Source organism: Pseudomonas sp., assembly GCF_051660785.1.
Lineage (GTDB): Bacteria > Pseudomonadota > Gammaproteobacteria > Pseudomonadales > Pseudomonadaceae > Aquipseudomonas.
Genome location: NZ_JBOFQE010000039.1, coordinates 41,319 through 55,590 on the forward strand (window position 1 = coordinate 41,319; position 14,272 = coordinate 55,590).

Annotated in this window: 12 protein-coding genes; 4 read left to right on the plus strand and 8 right to left on the minus strand. The window is 62.6% G+C overall.

Going from position 1 to position 14,272, the window contains the following annotated elements; all coding sequences use genetic code 11:
• Positions 1-112: 112 nt before the first annotated feature.
• Genes ACRC4F_RS09370 through ACRC4F_RS09380 form a run of 3 tightly spaced genes read left to right on the plus strand, consistent with a single transcriptional unit; the run spans position 113 to position 3,468 of the window.
• Positions 113-1,309, plus strand: coding sequence for an amidohydrolase family protein (locus ACRC4F_RS09370; RefSeq protein WP_438659047.1), 1,197 nt, complete (start codon positions 113-115; stop codon positions 1,307-1,309).
• Positions 1,306-2,793 carry an amidohydrolase family protein gene (locus ACRC4F_RS09375; protein ID WP_438659048.1) on the plus strand — a complete coding sequence of 496 codons (1,488 nt, stop codon included), beginning with the start codon at positions 1,306-1,308 and terminating at the stop codon, positions 2,791-2,793. Before ACRC4F_RS09370 ends, ACRC4F_RS09375 begins: the two co-directional genes overlap by 4 nt.
• Before the next feature lie 12 nt (positions 2,794-2,805).
• Positions 2,806-3,468, plus strand: a complete 663-nt coding sequence (locus ACRC4F_RS09380) for a flavin reductase family protein (RefSeq protein WP_438659049.1) — start codon at positions 2,806-2,808, stop codon at positions 3,466-3,468.
• 182 nt (positions 3,469-3,650) lie between these two features.
• On the opposite strand, the gene ACRC4F_RS09385 is transcribed toward ACRC4F_RS09380, so the two are convergent.
• The 8 genes from ACRC4F_RS09385 to ACRC4F_RS09420 all read right to left on the minus strand — a co-directional run bounded on the left by ACRC4F_RS09385 (position 3,651) and on the right by ACRC4F_RS09420 (position 12,400).
• Positions 3,651-4,310, minus strand: coding sequence for a DUF799 domain-containing protein (locus tag ACRC4F_RS09385; RefSeq protein WP_438659050.1), 660 nt, complete (start codon positions 4,308-4,310; stop codon positions 3,651-3,653).
• On the minus strand, positions 4,307-4,678 hold the full coding sequence (locus ACRC4F_RS09390) for a DUF4810 domain-containing protein (RefSeq protein WP_438659051.1): 372 nt from the start codon (positions 4,676-4,678) through the stop codon (positions 4,307-4,309). The genes ACRC4F_RS09385 and ACRC4F_RS09390 overlap by 4 nt, the downstream gene beginning before the upstream one ends.
• Before the next feature lie 30 nt (positions 4,679-4,708).
• Positions 4,709-5,383 carry a CsgG/HfaB family protein gene (locus ACRC4F_RS09395; protein ID WP_438659094.1) on the minus strand — a complete coding sequence of 225 codons (675 nt, stop codon included), beginning with the start codon at positions 5,381-5,383 and terminating at the stop codon, positions 4,709-4,711.
• A 329-nt stretch (positions 5,384-5,712) separates the two neighbouring features.
• Positions 5,713-8,790, minus strand: a complete 3,078-nt coding sequence (locus ACRC4F_RS09400; RefSeq protein ID WP_438659052.1) for an error-prone DNA polymerase — start codon at positions 8,788-8,790, stop codon at positions 5,713-5,715.
• Positions 8,787-10,202 carry a Y-family DNA polymerase gene (locus ACRC4F_RS09405; RefSeq protein WP_438659053.1) on the minus strand — a complete coding sequence of 472 codons (1,416 nt, stop codon included), beginning with the start codon at positions 10,200-10,202 and terminating at the stop codon, positions 8,787-8,789. The genes ACRC4F_RS09400 and ACRC4F_RS09405 overlap by 4 nt, the downstream gene beginning before the upstream one ends.
• 7 nt (positions 10,203-10,209) lie before the next feature.
• Positions 10,210-10,827: a translesion DNA synthesis-associated protein ImuA gene (imuA, locus tag ACRC4F_RS09410; protein WP_438659054.1), complete on the minus strand. Its 618-nt coding sequence runs from the start codon at positions 10,825-10,827 to the stop codon at positions 10,210-10,212.
• The gene (gene lexA, locus ACRC4F_RS09415; protein WP_438659055.1) at positions 10,827-11,444 is read right to left on the minus strand and encodes a transcriptional repressor LexA; all 618 of its coding nucleotides are present in this window, start codon (positions 11,442-11,444) and stop codon (positions 10,827-10,829) included. The genes imuA and lexA overlap by 1 nt, the downstream gene beginning before the upstream one ends.
• Before the next feature lie 38 nt (positions 11,445-11,482).
• Positions 11,483-12,400, minus strand: coding sequence for a LysR substrate-binding domain-containing protein (locus ACRC4F_RS09420; RefSeq protein WP_438659056.1), 918 nt, complete (start codon positions 12,398-12,400; stop codon positions 11,483-11,485).
• Positions 12,401-12,502: 102 nt separating this feature from the next.
• Between ACRC4F_RS09420 and ACRC4F_RS09425 the strand changes: the two genes are divergently transcribed.
• Positions 12,503-14,245, plus strand: a complete 1,743-nt coding sequence (locus ACRC4F_RS09425; protein ID WP_438659057.1) for an amidohydrolase — start codon at positions 12,503-12,505, stop codon at positions 14,243-14,245.
• The last annotated feature ends 27 nt before the right edge of the window (positions 14,246-14,272 follow it).

Here is a 14,272-nt window from a genome sequence, read left to right on the forward strand (position 1 = left end):
GCTATCGCTAGCAGGCAGCTCCCACAGGGGTTTTGTGAACACCGCAAATCCATGTGGGAGCTGGCCTTCCAGCGATGAGGCCCTCCCAAACAACACAGAATTCGAGGTTTAGATGACCCAATCCCGCTGGCTGCGCAATGTGCGGCCCTACGGTTCCACCGCCGAAGATCTGCTGATCGAAAACGGCCTGTTCAAACAGCGCCGCCCGGCATCGTCCGCGGCACTGACCGCCACCGACATTGACGGCCAACACCAACTCCTCACCCCGGCCCTGGTGGAAAGCCACGTCCACCTCGACAAAACCCTTTGGGGCCAACCCTGGCGCCCGAACAGCGCCGGCCCGACGCTCAAGGACTACATCGCCAACGAGCGCCGTGTGCTGCGTGAAGTCGAGGCGCCCATCGCTCAACGCGCCGGCGCGCTGCTGGAAAACTGCATCGCCCGTGGCTCGCTGACGATGCGTTGTCACGTCGATATCGACCCGGAATTCGGCCTGCGTCATGTCGAGGCCATGCAACAACTGCGCGACACCTACCGCGACCTGATCGACCTGCAACTCGTGGTGTTTCCGCAAACCGGCCTGATCAGCCGGCCCGGCACCGCCGACTTGATGCGCGAAGCGATGATGTTGGGCGTGGAAAACGTCGGCGGCCTCGACCCGTGCGGCATCGACAACGACCCGGTCGCGCAACTCGACTTCGTCTTTAAGCTGGCCAGCGAGTTCGAGCGTGGCGTCGACATTCACCTGCACGACAAAGGTGAACTGGGCCTGTGGCAAATCGCGTTGATCGCCGACTACACCGAGCGCTTCGGGCTTCAGGGCCGGGTGATGATCAGCCACGCGTACTGCCTGGGGATGTTGCCGTGGAGCCAGGTCAAACCGGTGGCCGAACGCTTGGCGGCTTTGAGGATTTCACTGATGAGTTCGGCACCGGCCGATTGTGCGGTGCCACCGTTTCTCGCATTGCGTGAAACAGGCGTGAATGTCTGCCTGGGTTCGGACGGCATTCGCGACGCCTGGTCGCCAATGGGCAACGGCGACATGCTGGAACGCGCAATGTTGTTGGCGTTCCGTTTTGATTTGAACAAGGACGATGAACTGGCGGCGGCGTTCGAAGCGGCAACGGTGAACGGTGCCCGGGCGCTGGGCTGTGAAGGTTATGGTTTGGAGATCGGCCGGCCCGCGGACTTCCTGCTGATGCCGGTGCAGACGCTGGGCGAAGCCGTGGTAGCGCGACCGTTGCGCCAGGTGTATCGCGGCGGTGAGTTGATCGCTACGGGCGGCCGCTTGCTGGACAGTCGCTTGTGAAACGCATCGGCCTGAAGGCCAGTTGCGTGGTCGGCTTCGACGGCACGCAGCACGTGCTGTGGCGCGATGGCGAAGTGGTGTTCGAAGGTTCGTGCATCGAGTTTGTCGGGCGTGGTTATGCAGGGCCGGTGGATCAATGGATCGACTATGGCAACGCGCTGATCGGCCCGGGTTTCATCGATCTGGATGCGCTGGGCGATCTGGATTCCACGGTGCTGACGCTGGACAATGGCGATGAACGCGACATGGGTCGGATGTGGTCCGAGGACTATCTGGCGGCCGGCCCGCGCGAGAGCTTCAACCCCGACAAAGAAGTCTTCAAATACCGCTACGCCTTCACTCAACTGATCCGCAACGGCATCACCACGGCCATGCCGATCACCTCGATGTATTACCGCGAGTGGGCCGAGACCTACGACGAATTTGCTGCCGTGGCGGGAGTCGCCGGCGAGTTGGGACTGCGGACTTACCTTGGCCCTTGCTACATGAGCGGCATGAGTTATTGGCGGGCCGATGGCACCCTCGGGCATCACTGGGATGAAGCGCGGGGAATGGCCGGGCTCGATGCCGCTGTCCGGTTTTTCCATGATTTCGAGGGTGCGCACGAGGGATTGATTCGTGGTGCGTTGTTGCCGGATCGCATCCAGACCTGCACCCCGGCATTGTTGCAACGCACCGCCGCACTGAGTCGCGAACTGAACGCGCCGATGCGTCTGCATTGCTGCCAGGGGCTGGGTGAAGTGGCGATGGTCGAGCAACTGCGCGGTGTGTCGCCGCTGCGCTGGTTGCAGCAATTGGACCTGCTGACCCCACGCAGCCTGCTGCCCCACGGCATCTACACCTCAGGCGACGACGATCTGCAACGCGTGGTGGATGGCGGCGCAAACCTGGTGCATTGCCCGGTGGTATTTGCCCGGGACGGTGAAGCGTTGAACTCGTTCGGTCGATATCGGGCCAAGGGCATCAACTTCGCCTTGGGCACTGACACCTGGCCGGCGGATTTGCTGGAGAACATGCGCCAGGGCTTGAACATCGCCCGTTTGATGGAGGGCGGCAGCGCTCTGACCAGCACGCTGGACCTGTACAACGCCGCCACGCTCGGCGGTGCCAAGGCTTTGGGCCGTGATGATCTCGGCCGCCTGGCAACCGGGGCCAAGGCTGACATCACGGTGTTCAGCCTGCGCGGTTTGCATCTGGGACCGCTGTTCGATCCGCTGAAAAACCTGGTGCTGGCCGGTCGTGGTGACGACTGCATCGCCAGTTACATCAATGGCCGCTGCGTCATGCAGGACGGCCAGGTTCAGGGCATCGATTACCCCGCCCTGCAACGCCAGGCCCAACAACAATTCGAAAAACTGATGCGCAGCCACAGCGACCGGGCCTTTGGCCAACCGGACTGGAAAACCCTGTTCAAACCGACCATCCCGTTCGCCGACGACTACAGCGCACACGCGCCGCTGAGCGCAATCGATCCCCTTCTTTAGAGATGTCTGCCTATGCAAAGCTTCGACTTCAGCAAAATGAGTGCCCGGGACAAATACAAGATTCTGATCGGCAGCGTTGTGCCGCGGCCGATTGCGCTGGTCACCACCATTGACGGCGAAGGCCGGATCAATGCCGCGCCGTTCAGCTTCTTCAATGCACTGTCCGCCGACCCGCCGATCCTCGCGCTGGGCGTGGAAAACTACGGCGATCAAAGCCCCAAGGACACCACCCGCAACATCCAGCTCAATCAGGAATTCACCGTCAACATCGTCAGCGATGCGCTGGTGGAGGCCATGAACGTCTGCGCCGTGCCGTTTGCTCCCGGCTTCGATGAGTTGACGGCGGCGGGGCTGACTGCAATTGCCGGCACCACGGTCAAATGCCCGCGCATCGGCGAGGCGCCGGTGGCATTGGAGTGTCGACGGATGATGGCGCTGTCCATCGGGCAGTCGCGGGAGATTATCTTCGGCGAAGTGTTGATGGCGCACGTGCGGGACGAATTGATCGACCCGAAGACTTTGTACATCGATCAGCTGGGGCTGGATGCGATCGGGCGCATGGGTGGGCATGGCTATGCGCGGACGCGGGATTATTTCGATTTGCCGACGCGGTCGTTGCAGGCGTGGACGGATGCGCCCGGGGGTGGGGAGCGGTTTTGGCCTGTCACCAAGTAACCGAAAATCACCTGTTACTGTGGCGAGGGAGCTTGCTCCCGCTGGGCTGCGGAGCAGCCCCTAAACCAGTCACCGCAGCCATTCAGACAAAACTGCGTTGAATGGTTTCACGACTGCTGCGCAGCCGAACGGGAGCAAGCTCCCTCGCCACAGGAGTAGCTCCAAACAGGTGCTTCGTGGGTTCAGTCAGTCCCGTATTTCGGCGAGCGCGGTCCGTATAGCAAGCCCGCGGATTGCCCGGCCGACAGCAGTCGCGCACTGGTCACGCCGGCAATCGGGTGGCCGGCGTCGGTGGAGCTGTTGATCACTTGCTTGACTGCCGCCGTAATCAGCATGCCAATCAAACCACCGCCACCATTGTTGCCGCCCTCTTCGCTCGAGGCCCGGGCCGAGCCGGTCCACAGGGTGGTGCCGCTTTTGAGGTCCACCAGTTTCGCGGTGGCGGTCACCACGGTTTCGCTGCTGATGATCATGTAGCGAGTGCCGTAGTCCGTCACGGTGATGTACAGCGCCGCATCGGCACCGAAGATTTCCTGCAGCTTGTTGGCCGGTGCCTGGTGAATATCCGCCGCTGTGGTCAGGCCGTTCTGGCGGAATGTTTCATCGACCAGGGCGATCGGCAGCACGTAGTAACCGGCTTCCGCCAACGGGAACGTGACCTGCGACAGCATGCTGTAAGACGCCTTGATGTCCGGCGAGTTGTTCAGCGGCGGCAGCACCAGAATGGTTTTCGGACGGGCTTGCTTGTACGCCGAATAGTCCACGGTCTTGGGGCTGACGCAGCCACCGAGCAGCGCCAGAGCCAGCAGCCCGGCCATCAGTTTCAATGAGCGCGCGATCATTGGGTGTCTCCGGTCTTGGCGTTTTTAAGCAGAAAATCCATGTACGGCGTCGACTCGGGAAACAGGGTTTTCTCGGTCCGGAACTGCTGCACCATCTGATCGTCCTTGCCCATGCTCAGGTACAACAGACCCAGGTGAGCATGGTAGCCAGGCGGCGGGGTCTTGCCGGTGGACCTGATCTTTTGCAGGTCGCGTTCCAGCGCTTCGGCCTGGGCTTCCTTGGGTTCTTCACCCTTGAAGTATTCGTAGACCTCAGGCTGGTAGCTTTCCCACTGGTAAAGGGTTTTCGGGCCGGCGCAACCGGCCAACAGGCCACTGACCAGCAAAGTCGACGCCATCAGCGCCCACGACAAATAAGTCTTGAACATGCTTGTACCGCTCCTTGTCATCAACCTTGATCAGTTACCTGGTTTCCATGCCCCGGCGTTCATGCCGTCCACCAGGCGATTGATCGCCTCGCGCATGGCCAGGTCGAGCACTTTGCCGTTGAGGGTCGAATCGTAGGCAGCGGTGCCGCCGAAGCCGATGACTTCACGGTTGGACAAGGCGTACTCGCCCGCGCCCTGAGTCGAATAAACCACTTCGGACGTGCTGATGTTGACGATGTTCAGGTTGACCTTGGCGTAGGCCACCTGGGTCTTGCCGCGACCAAGAATGCCAAATAGCTGATGATCGCCGGTCTCTTTGCGGCCGAACTCGGTGACATCACCGGTGACCACAAAGTCCGCACCCTTGAGGCGCTGGGACTGGCCCTTGATCGCGGCTTCCTGCTGGATCTCGCCCATGTTGTCGCGGTCCAGCACGCTGAAGCGGTTGGTTTGCTGCAAGTGAGTGATCAGGATGGTCTTGGCCTGACCGCCGAGGCGGTCCACACCGTCGGAGAAGATCCCGCGCATGTAGCTCGAACGGTTGTCGAACTTGCCAACGGCCATGGGTACGCGAACACCGGCATAAACGACGCTGGCGCTTTCGACTTTTGCGATCGGCAAGGCGCGCGAGCTTTCGGTCGCACATCCGGTCATCGCGCCGAAGAAGGCAATCGCTGCCGCTGATACCAACATCCGAGAGATCATTCTCACTGTGCATTCCTTCTGAAAAAACGGTTTATCCCGGCATGGCAATAGCCAACCGCTGCGGGTTGCAGCGGCGAAAAAGCGAGGGGGAATCAAATCGATAATCGACGTGCGGGACGTCGGCGGCGGGCATTATGCCAAAGTGCCATCATCGTGGACAGTGTTTAATTTATTATTGGCGCCAGTGATTTGGCTACACGCTTACCTGTAGCAGCTGACGAGTGAAACGAGGCTGCGTTCTTTTGATTTTGCTTTTTAAAAACAAGATCAAAAGAACGCAGCCTCGTTTCACTCGACAGCTGCTACAGAGGGTGTTGTTCAGGTAGCGATCAGCGGAAATCCCGGCTGCGCACGCTGATGCCGTCCAGCAAAGGGCTCAGATCGCTCAGCCGTCCGGCAATCAGGTGGCGCACCTCGCCTTCCTTTTCCCAGCGGCCATCGACCTTGAGCAATTGTGAGCCGACGAGGACCTTTCGCTGCCGGTCGGCGAGGTCGCGCCAGACGATGACGTTGATGTTGCCGAACTCATCTTCCAGGGTGACGAAGGTCACGCCACTGGCCGTGCCCGGCCGTTGCCGACCGGTGACCAGCCCGGCGACGCTGACCGGGCGCCCGTGTTCGACCTCCATCAGTTCTTTCGAGCTGCGGCAGCGTCGGGCTTTCAATTCACCGCGCAGCAACGCCAGCGGATGCGGGCCGAGGGTGGTGCCGACACTGTTGTAATCGGCCAGCAAATTCTCACCCACCGTGGGTTTGGGCAGATAGATCGCAGGTTCTTCCTGACTCGGCAGACCGGCAAACAAACCGAGCTGCCTGTGCACCCCCGCCACTTCCCAGCGCGCCCGATGACGGTCACCGGCCAGGCCGCGCAGCGCACCGGCATCGGCCAGTTGCTCCTGGGCACGGGCATCGAGGCGCGCGCGCTCGCCCAGGTCGGCGATGTCGACAAATACCCCCTTCGCCCTCGCCGCTTCGATACGCCGGGCATCGTCCTCGCGAAAGCCCTTGATCATCCGCAACCCCATGCGAATCGCCGGTTGCGCGCCGGTGATCGGTTCGAGGCTGCAATCCCAGTCACTGGCGCGCACGTCCACCGGACGAATCTGCAAATGATGCCGGCGCGCGTCCTGCAGAATCTGGTCCGGGCTGTAGAAACCCATGGGCCAGCTGTTGATCAGCGCACAGGCGAAGGCCGCCGGCTCATGGCATTTCAACCAGCAACTGGCGTAGGTCAGCAAGGCGAAACTGGCGGCATGGGACTCGGGGAAACCGTAGCTGCCGAAGCCTTTGATCTGCTCGAAGATCTGCGCGGCGAACTCGGCCGTGTAACCGTTTTTCTTCATCCCGGCGGCCAGCCGATCCTTGTGCGGCTCCAGTCCACCGTGGCGTTTCCAGGCCGCCATTGAACGGCGCAACTGATCGGCCTCGCCGGGGCTGTAGTCGGCGGCGACAATCGCAATCTGCATGACCTGTTCCTGAAACAGCGGCACACCCAGGGTGCGCTTGAGCACGACTTCCAGTTCCGGCGAGGGATAGGTTTCGGGCTCTTCCTTGTTCCGGCGGCGCAGATACGGGTGCACCATCCCGCCCTGAATCGACCCCGGACGGACGATCGCCACCTCGATCACCAGGTCATAGAACTTGCGGGGTTTGAGCCTCGGCAACATCGACATTTGCGCCCGGGACTCGATCTGGAATACGCCGATGGTGTCGGCTCGGCCGATCATGTCGTAGGTCAGGGAGTCTTCGGACGGGATCGTCGCCAGGCTCAAGTCCTGATGGCGATGACGGCGCAGCAGATCAAAACAACGGCGGATCGCACTGAGCATGCCCAAGGCCAGGATATCCACCTTGAGCAGCCCCACCGCGTCGAGATCGTCCTTGTCCCACTGAATGATCGTGCGCTCGGCCATGGCGGCATTTTCCACCGGCACGAGAGTGTCCAGCGGCTGCTCGGAAATCACGAAGCCGCCCGGGTGCTGGGACAGGTGGCGAGGAAAACCGATCAGTTGCCCGGTCAAACTCAGCACCCGGCGCAGCACCGGGCTCTCGGGGTCGAAGCCGCCTTCAAGCAGGCGCTCCACGGGGGGCGTTGTATCGCTCCAGTGGCCACAACAATCGGCCAGGGCGTTGATCTGATCCGGCGGCAACCCCAAGGCCTTGGCCACATCACGCACCGCGCCGGCTGCGTGATACGTGCTGACCACCGCCGTGAGCGCGGCGCGGGTCCGGCCATAACGCTGAAACACGTACTGCAAGACCTCCTCGCGACGTTCGTGTTCGAAATCGACGTCGATGTCCGGCGGTTCATTGCGCTCTTTGGAGAGAAAACGTTCGAACAACAGAGTGGTGCGATCCGGATCGATTTCCGTGATGCCCAAGGCAAAACACACCGCTGAGTTAGCCGCCGAACCCCGGCCCTGACAGAGGATTTGTTGCTCACGGGCAAAGCGCACAATGTCGTGCACCGTCAGGAAGTAGCTTTCGTAGCCCAGCTCGGCGATCAGCGCCAGTTCCTTGTCGATCTGCACCAGCACCTTGGCTTGCGGACCTGCGGACCAGCGCCACGCGATCCCCTCGTCGGTCAGATGCCGCAACCAGGATGTGGCCGTCTGGCCTTCCGGCACCAGCTCGCGGGGATACTGGTAACGCAACTGGCCGAGGTCGAAGGTGCAGCGCCGGGCAATGGTCAGCGTTTCATCGAGCAACGCTTGCGGGTAGAGCGTTTGCAGGGCATCGAGGCTGCGCACATGCCGCTCGCCGTTCGGATGTAGCCGCAACCCGGCCTCGGCCACTGGCAGGTGATGACGGATCGCAGTCATGGTGTCCTGCAAGGCGCGCCGCCCACGGGTGTGCATGTGCACATCGCCACTGGCCACTGCTGGAATCCGCAGTTCCCGCGCCAGGGTCAGCAGTGCGTCCAGTCGTCGGGTGTCGTCCTGCCCCCGATGCAACTGCACCGCCAGCCACAGGCCATCGCTGAACGTCTGTTTCAGCCAGTGGCCGCTGGCGAAATCATCTACCGTGTCCGGCACCCACAAGGCCAGCAACCCCGGCATCGGTTCGCTGAAGTCCTCGCGCAGCACTTGGTACTGGCCTTTCTGCGTACGGCGCCGCGCGCGGGTAATCAGCCGGCACAGGGTCTGGTAACCCTCAAGGTTTTCCACCAGCAGCACCAGTTTCGGACCGTCCTCGATGCGTATCTCGCTGCCGATGATCAGTGGCAGCTCCACCGACTTCGCCGCTTGCCAGGCACGGACGATGCCGGCCAAGGTGCATTCATCGGTGATCGCCAGCGCTTGATAGCCGTGCTTTTTCGCCCGCTGAAACAGCTCGAGGGCGCTGGACGCACCGCGCTGGAAACTGAAGTTCGACAGGCAGTGCAGCTCCGCATACTCGACGCTCATGCGAACCAGCCTTGCAGCCACAACGGGCCGCCCTCACCCACCGCACGGTAGGCCCAGCCCTGCTGGCCGGAACGGGTTTCGATCAGGTAGTAATCGCGGCGCACGTCGTCGCCGTCCCACCAGCCGGACTCAATGCGCTCCGGCCCCATGAGGATCCGCGTCGAGCCTTCGTGCACGGCCTGCGGCTCCGTCAGCAACCAACCCGGACGCTGCACGCCCGCCAATCCCGCGCACAGTTGACTGCCGGCCCGTGCCTGCCATGCGCACTCTGGACGGTGATCGGCCTGAAAGCGCAAGCCATGCACCGCCTCATCCCCAAGCCGTGCGCGCAGGCGTTCGCGCAGTTGCTCCCAGGGCAAGGATTGCTGCGGGCGGTCGTCGAACAGCTCCTGACGCTGCGGGACGAAGCTCGGCAGGTCTTCGGCGCGCAGCCGGAAACCGCGTACAGGGGCCGAAACCTGGACCTGCTCCAGCCGCCCCCGGGCCAGTTCGAAGAGCATCGCCGGATCGCGCTCGGCGCTGAGCAGGCCGACCTTGATCACCGTGTCCGGCAAACCGGCGTGTTCCAGGTGCAGGTCGAAACGCTGCACGCCGCTGTCCCGGCCGCAGAGGAAGGCCGACAGATCGCCGGTCAGGCGACGCAATGGAAACAGCAGCGCCTGATGGGACTGCACATCGAAGTTGAGCTCGATGCGCACATCAAACCGGTCCGGTGGCAGGTAGAACGCCAGCGCCAGCCGCCGCTCACCGAACAGCGCATCCAGGTGCTTGAGCACCTGCGCTTCGAACCGTCGCGCCAGGCTATTGCGCGGCAACGCCTGCACCTGACTCAAGGTGCGCAATCCCATGCGCGACAACGCCGTGGCCACCGCCGGTTCCAGGGCAACCCGGTCGACCGGCAGTTGCCCCAGGTGATAGCGCAAGGCTTGATCGTCTGGCACCACCAGACCGTCATACACGTTGGCCAACACCCGCGCGGCCACCGGGTTGGGCGCGGCGACGATGCGATGGCGAAAGCCCAGTTCGCCGAGCTCGGCTCGCAACCGCGCCTCGAACTGCGGCCAGGGCCCGAACAACCCCAGGCTGGATTCGATTTCAAACACCACGGCACGCGGGTAATGCACGCTGACCTGAGAGCTGAAGCGATAGGCCCATGCCGCCAGGAACTGCTGCCAGTATTCGATTTCGGCGACGTCGTATTCGGCCGTGACAAAACCTTTGCTCAAGGCCTGGGCGGCGGTCATCGACTGGCCCGGGCGCAAGCCCAATGCCCGCGCCGGAGCGTTGACCGCTTGCAGCACCCGACGCTGCGCCGGTCCGGTCAGCAGCGCCAAAGGTTCATCGGGATCGGGGCGCTGACGCAGTACCGCGTCCAGCGCCAATTGCGGGAAGAGAATGCAGACCCAGCGCATGGCAACCTCAATGCCCCACGGGAAAGGCAATCGGCGTCGACCGCGCCAACCCGCCCCGACACTTGAGCACGCGCAACTGTGCAGGCCGGGCATCGATGGCGATGCGCAGGGCCGCGGGCGAAGGGTTGATGGCTTCGTTGATCGAGCGATAGGCGAACGCCAGGGTCGAGCCGGTTTCGGCCGCCACTTGCAAGCGCCGCAGCGCCCGGTCATCGGCCTTGTGCGGCCAGCACAACACCGCACCGCAACTGCCCGAACGCAGGCATTGTTCCGCGGCCCACAGCGCATCGCGCTCGCTGGCCTGAATGATCGACAACTGGCGCAGATCGACCCCGGCGTTCTGCCAGGCCTGGGGATACGGCACGTAAGGCGGCGCCACCAGCACAATGCGCTCACCCGCCGCCGACAGCCGCGCCAGCGCCGGCCACACCAGTTGCAACTCGCCAACGCCCTGCCCGGCCAGGAGAATTTCCGTCAGCGCCGCTTCCGGCCAACCACCCGTGGGCAACGCCGCATCCAGCGCTGCATGCCCGGTGGGTTGCGGGCTGACCGCCGGTGGCGCAGGCCGGCCCTTCCAGACCTGGCCGCCATTGAACAGCGTGTCCAACGCAACGACGGCGCCCATCACCCTTGCCTCACCAGACCGCAGAACACCCCTTCGATGGCCAGGTCCTGAGTGGCCTCGACGATGATCGGCTTATAGGCCGGGTTGCGTGGCAGCAACCGGACAACATCGCCGACCCGTTCGAAACGCTTGATGGTGACTTCGCCGTCGAGCCGCGCCACCACGATCTGGCCGTTGAACGCCTCGGGGTTGCGGTGCACGCCCACCAGATCGCCGTCGAGAATGCCGTCCTCGATCATCGAATCCCCCTGGACCCGCAGCATGTAGTCCGGCACCCGCGAGAAGATCGACGGATCGAGCAGCAAGCGGCTGTGCACCTCGGCATCGGCACCGATCGGCGCACCTGCCGCGACCCGACCGAGTACCGGGATGTCCAGCAATTCGGGGCGCGCCGGTTGCCCGAGCAAACGGATGCCCCGGGCCTGATGCGGGTTGACCTCAATGACCCCTGCCTCGGTCAGCGCCAGCACATGCTTGCGCGCCACGCTGCGGGAGGCGAAACCAAACGCCTCGCTGATTTCAGCGAGGCTCGGGGACTGACCGTGCTCCGCGATTCGATCACGGATAAAGGTCAGGATGGCGGTACGGCGGGGGGTTAGGGTCGTCATGGAGTACATTTGTACTCTTTCGGCATTTTCCTGGCAAGGACCGCCAGTCAGCTCAAGCCACGCGACGCCAGAAACCCTGCGATGTAATCGATGAAGGCCAGCACTTTGGCGGTGGCCCGTCGATGGCTGGGGTACACCGCCAGGATGTACGAGCCGAAGCTGTCCGGATCGATATCATAGTCGGCCATCACCCGCACCAGCCGGCCATCCGCCAGATACGGCGCGGCACTCCACAAAGGCGTGTGCAGCAAACCGCGCCCGGCCAGCGCATTGGCCAGCAGCAGGTCGTAATTGTCGCTGCGCAACCGTGGTGACTGCGGTTGCTGCAGGCTCAAACGCTGGCCGTCGCGCTCGGCCCACCAGAATTCGCGGCTGAGCAACGGATGTCGATAGAGCAGCCATTCGTGGTCATCGAGAGTTTCGGGCGTGACCGGCAGCTCCTTTCGCGCCAGATAATCAGGGCTGGCGCACAACGCCAGGCGATTGCTGCCGACGACGCGCGCAATCAACCCCGGCAAGTCGTCATGCCCCTCGCGCAACGCCAGGTCGTAGCCGCTTTCCAGCAGATTGACGAACTCATCGCACAGGTCCACTTGCAGGTTGATCTGCGGGTATTGCTCCAGAAAACCGCCGCACACCTGATCGAGAAATGCCTGCCCATACGCCAGCGGCGCGGTGATTTTCAGGTTGCCGCGCAGGCCATGCTGCAACTGCTCGATCTCCTCGCCGGCCTCGTCCAGCCGCTGCAACACCTGACGTGCGGTTTCCAGATAAAGACGCCCCGATTCGGTCAGCAAAATCCGCCTGGTGCTGCGCTCGAACAGCCGGGCGCCGAGCTCCGCTTCCAGATGATTGACCGCTTTGGTCAGGGCCGACGGGGTCTTGCCCAGTTGCTCGGCGGCGCGGCTGAAACTGCCCAGTTGCGCCGTGACCACGAACATTTTCAGTGCACCCAACTTGTCCATTCTTTTCCATTAAGGCAAAAACGTTTTTCGTGAGCAAGGCGTTCTGCTTGCCGTGACAAGCCACTAATCTGGCCATCAGACGCAATAACAAGGAAACATTCAATGAAAAGATTCATCCCGAATCTATTGATGGCCGCCGTCAGTTTTGCCTCGATGGAAGCCATGGCAGCGGCCGATCTGGTGCTGATCAATGGCAAGATTTTCACCGCTGACCGCGCCCTGCCGAAGGTGCAGGCGCTGGCGGTACAGGACGGCAAAGTGCTGCAAGTCGGCAGCGATGCGCAGATCAAGGCCCTGATCGACTCGGGCACCCAAGTCGTCGACCTCGGCGGAAAAGCCCTGATGCCGGGCCTGATCGACAGCCATTCCCACGCGGTTTTCGGCGGTCTGGAAATGGTCTCGGCCAATATGGCAGACGAGGTGGTCGACCTCGACGAACTGGAAAAACGCCTGAAAGCCTGGCGCGATGACGGCAAGGCGAGGCATGGCGATGTGTTGAGCGTGGCCGGCATGAGTTCGGTTTACTGGGCTCAGGCCGAAGCCTTCGGCAAGAAATTCAACCATGGCGAATGGGCCAAGGTGCCCGTGGTATTCACCGGCAGCGATCACCACACCGCGTGGGCCAACAACGTGATGCTCGAACGCGCGGGGATTGATGCGGCGCTGCTCAAGTCATTGCCGGACGCCGAGAAAGACACCATCGGCAAACTCGCCGATGGCCGCCCCAACGGTTTCCTGGTGGACGCCGGCTGGGATCGCGTCGCCTCGAAGATGCCAGTGCCGAGCCCCGCCGACATGTTGAAAGCCGCGCAATCCGCCGTGCGCTACAACAACAGCCTGGGCATCACCGCGTGGATGGACCCCGCCGCCAATGCCGCGCCCGGCGAGCCGGTGTTCGCGCTCAAACCCACGGAAAAAACCGTTGGCGTGCTGCCGGTGTACAAAGCGCTGGCCGAAAGCGGCGGCATGAGTGCCCACGTCGCTGCGCTGCTGGTAGCCAACCCGAAAAGCGTGCCGGCCGATCTCGATACCCTGGACAAGGTCCGCCAGCAATTCCAGGGCATCCCCAACCTGACCTTGCCCGGGATCAAGATCTTCGCCGATGGCGTGATTGAATACCCGGCGCAGAGCGCAGCGATGATCGATCCATACAGCAACTCGCACAAACAGGGTGAACTGCTGATCGATCCGAAGCATTTTGGTGAACTGGTCAGCGCCATCGATCAGCGTGGCTGGCTGGTGCACATCCACGCCATCGGCGACCGCGCAGTGCGTGAGTCGTTGAACGGCATCGCCCAGGCGCGCAAGGATCGTCAGAGCGGCGTGACCCACTCGATCACCCACCTGCAAATGGTCAACCCGAAAGAGTTTGCGCGGTTCAAACCGCTCAACGTCGTTGCCTCGATGCAATTGCTGTGGGCCAGCGCCGACGAGTACACCCTGGACATGATCAAGCCGTATGTCAGCGCGCTCGCCTTCCGTTACCAATACCCGGCGCACTCGCTGCTCAAACAGGGCGCGACCATTGCCGGTGCGAGTGACTGGGCGGTGTCTTCGCCGAATCCGTGGAACGCCATGGCCCAGGCCATTACCCGAGAAGGTCCGTTGGGCGTGTTGAATGCCGATGAGCGTATTGACCGCGAGACGATGTTTTACGCCTACACCCTGAACGCTGCCCGGACCATTGGGCTGGAGAAGCAGATCGGTTCGTTGAGCCCCGGCAAGCAAGCCGATTTCATCGTGCTGGACCGCGATGTTTTCAGCGTCGACAACAAAGCCCTGCACGACACCCAGGTGCTGCAAACCTGGTTCGCCGGTCGCGAAGTCTACGCACCGACGCTCTAGAAACACCAGCTGTAACCCTTGCCCGAC

Bases quoted from the DNA above. Each gene is read 5' to 3' on its own strand.
- ACRC4F_RS09370 (WP_438659047.1), top strand. From the start codon at position 113: ATGACCCAATCCCGCTGGCTGCGCAATGTGCGGCCCTACGGTTCCACC.
- ACRC4F_RS09400 (WP_438659052.1), bottom strand. From the start codon at position 8,790: ATGAGCGTCGAGTATGCGGAGCTGCACTGCCTGTCGAACTTCAGTTTC.
- ACRC4F_RS09385 (WP_438659050.1), bottom strand. From the start codon at position 4,310: ATGATCGCGCGCTCATTGAAACTGATGGCCGGGCTGCTGGCTCTGGCG.
- ACRC4F_RS09395 (WP_438659094.1), bottom strand. From the start codon at position 5,383: ATGATCTCTCGGATGTTGGTATCAGCGGCAGCGATTGCCTTCTTCGGC.
- ACRC4F_RS09380 (WP_438659049.1), top strand. From the start codon at position 2,806: ATGCAAAGCTTCGACTTCAGCAAAATGAGTGCCCGGGACAAATACAAG.
- ACRC4F_RS09405 (WP_438659053.1), bottom strand. From the start codon at position 10,202: ATGCGCTGGGTCTGCATTCTCTTCCCGCAATTGGCGCTGGACGCGGTA.
- ACRC4F_RS09425 (WP_438659057.1), top strand. From the start codon at position 12,503: ATGAAAAGATTCATCCCGAATCTATTGATGGCCGCCGTCAGTTTTGCC.
- imuA (WP_438659054.1), bottom strand. From the start codon at position 10,827: ATGGGCGCCGTCGTTGCGTTGGACACGCTGTTCAATGGCGGCCAGGTC.
- lexA (WP_438659055.1), bottom strand. From the start codon at position 11,444: ATGTACTCCATGACGACCCTAACCCCCCGCCGTACCGCCATCCTGACC.
- ACRC4F_RS09390 (WP_438659051.1), bottom strand. From the start codon at position 4,678: ATGTTCAAGACTTATTTGTCGTGGGCGCTGATGGCGTCGACTTTGCTG.
- ACRC4F_RS09420 (WP_438659056.1), bottom strand. From the start codon at position 12,400: ATGGACAAGTTGGGTGCACTGAAAATGTTCGTGGTCACGGCGCAACTG.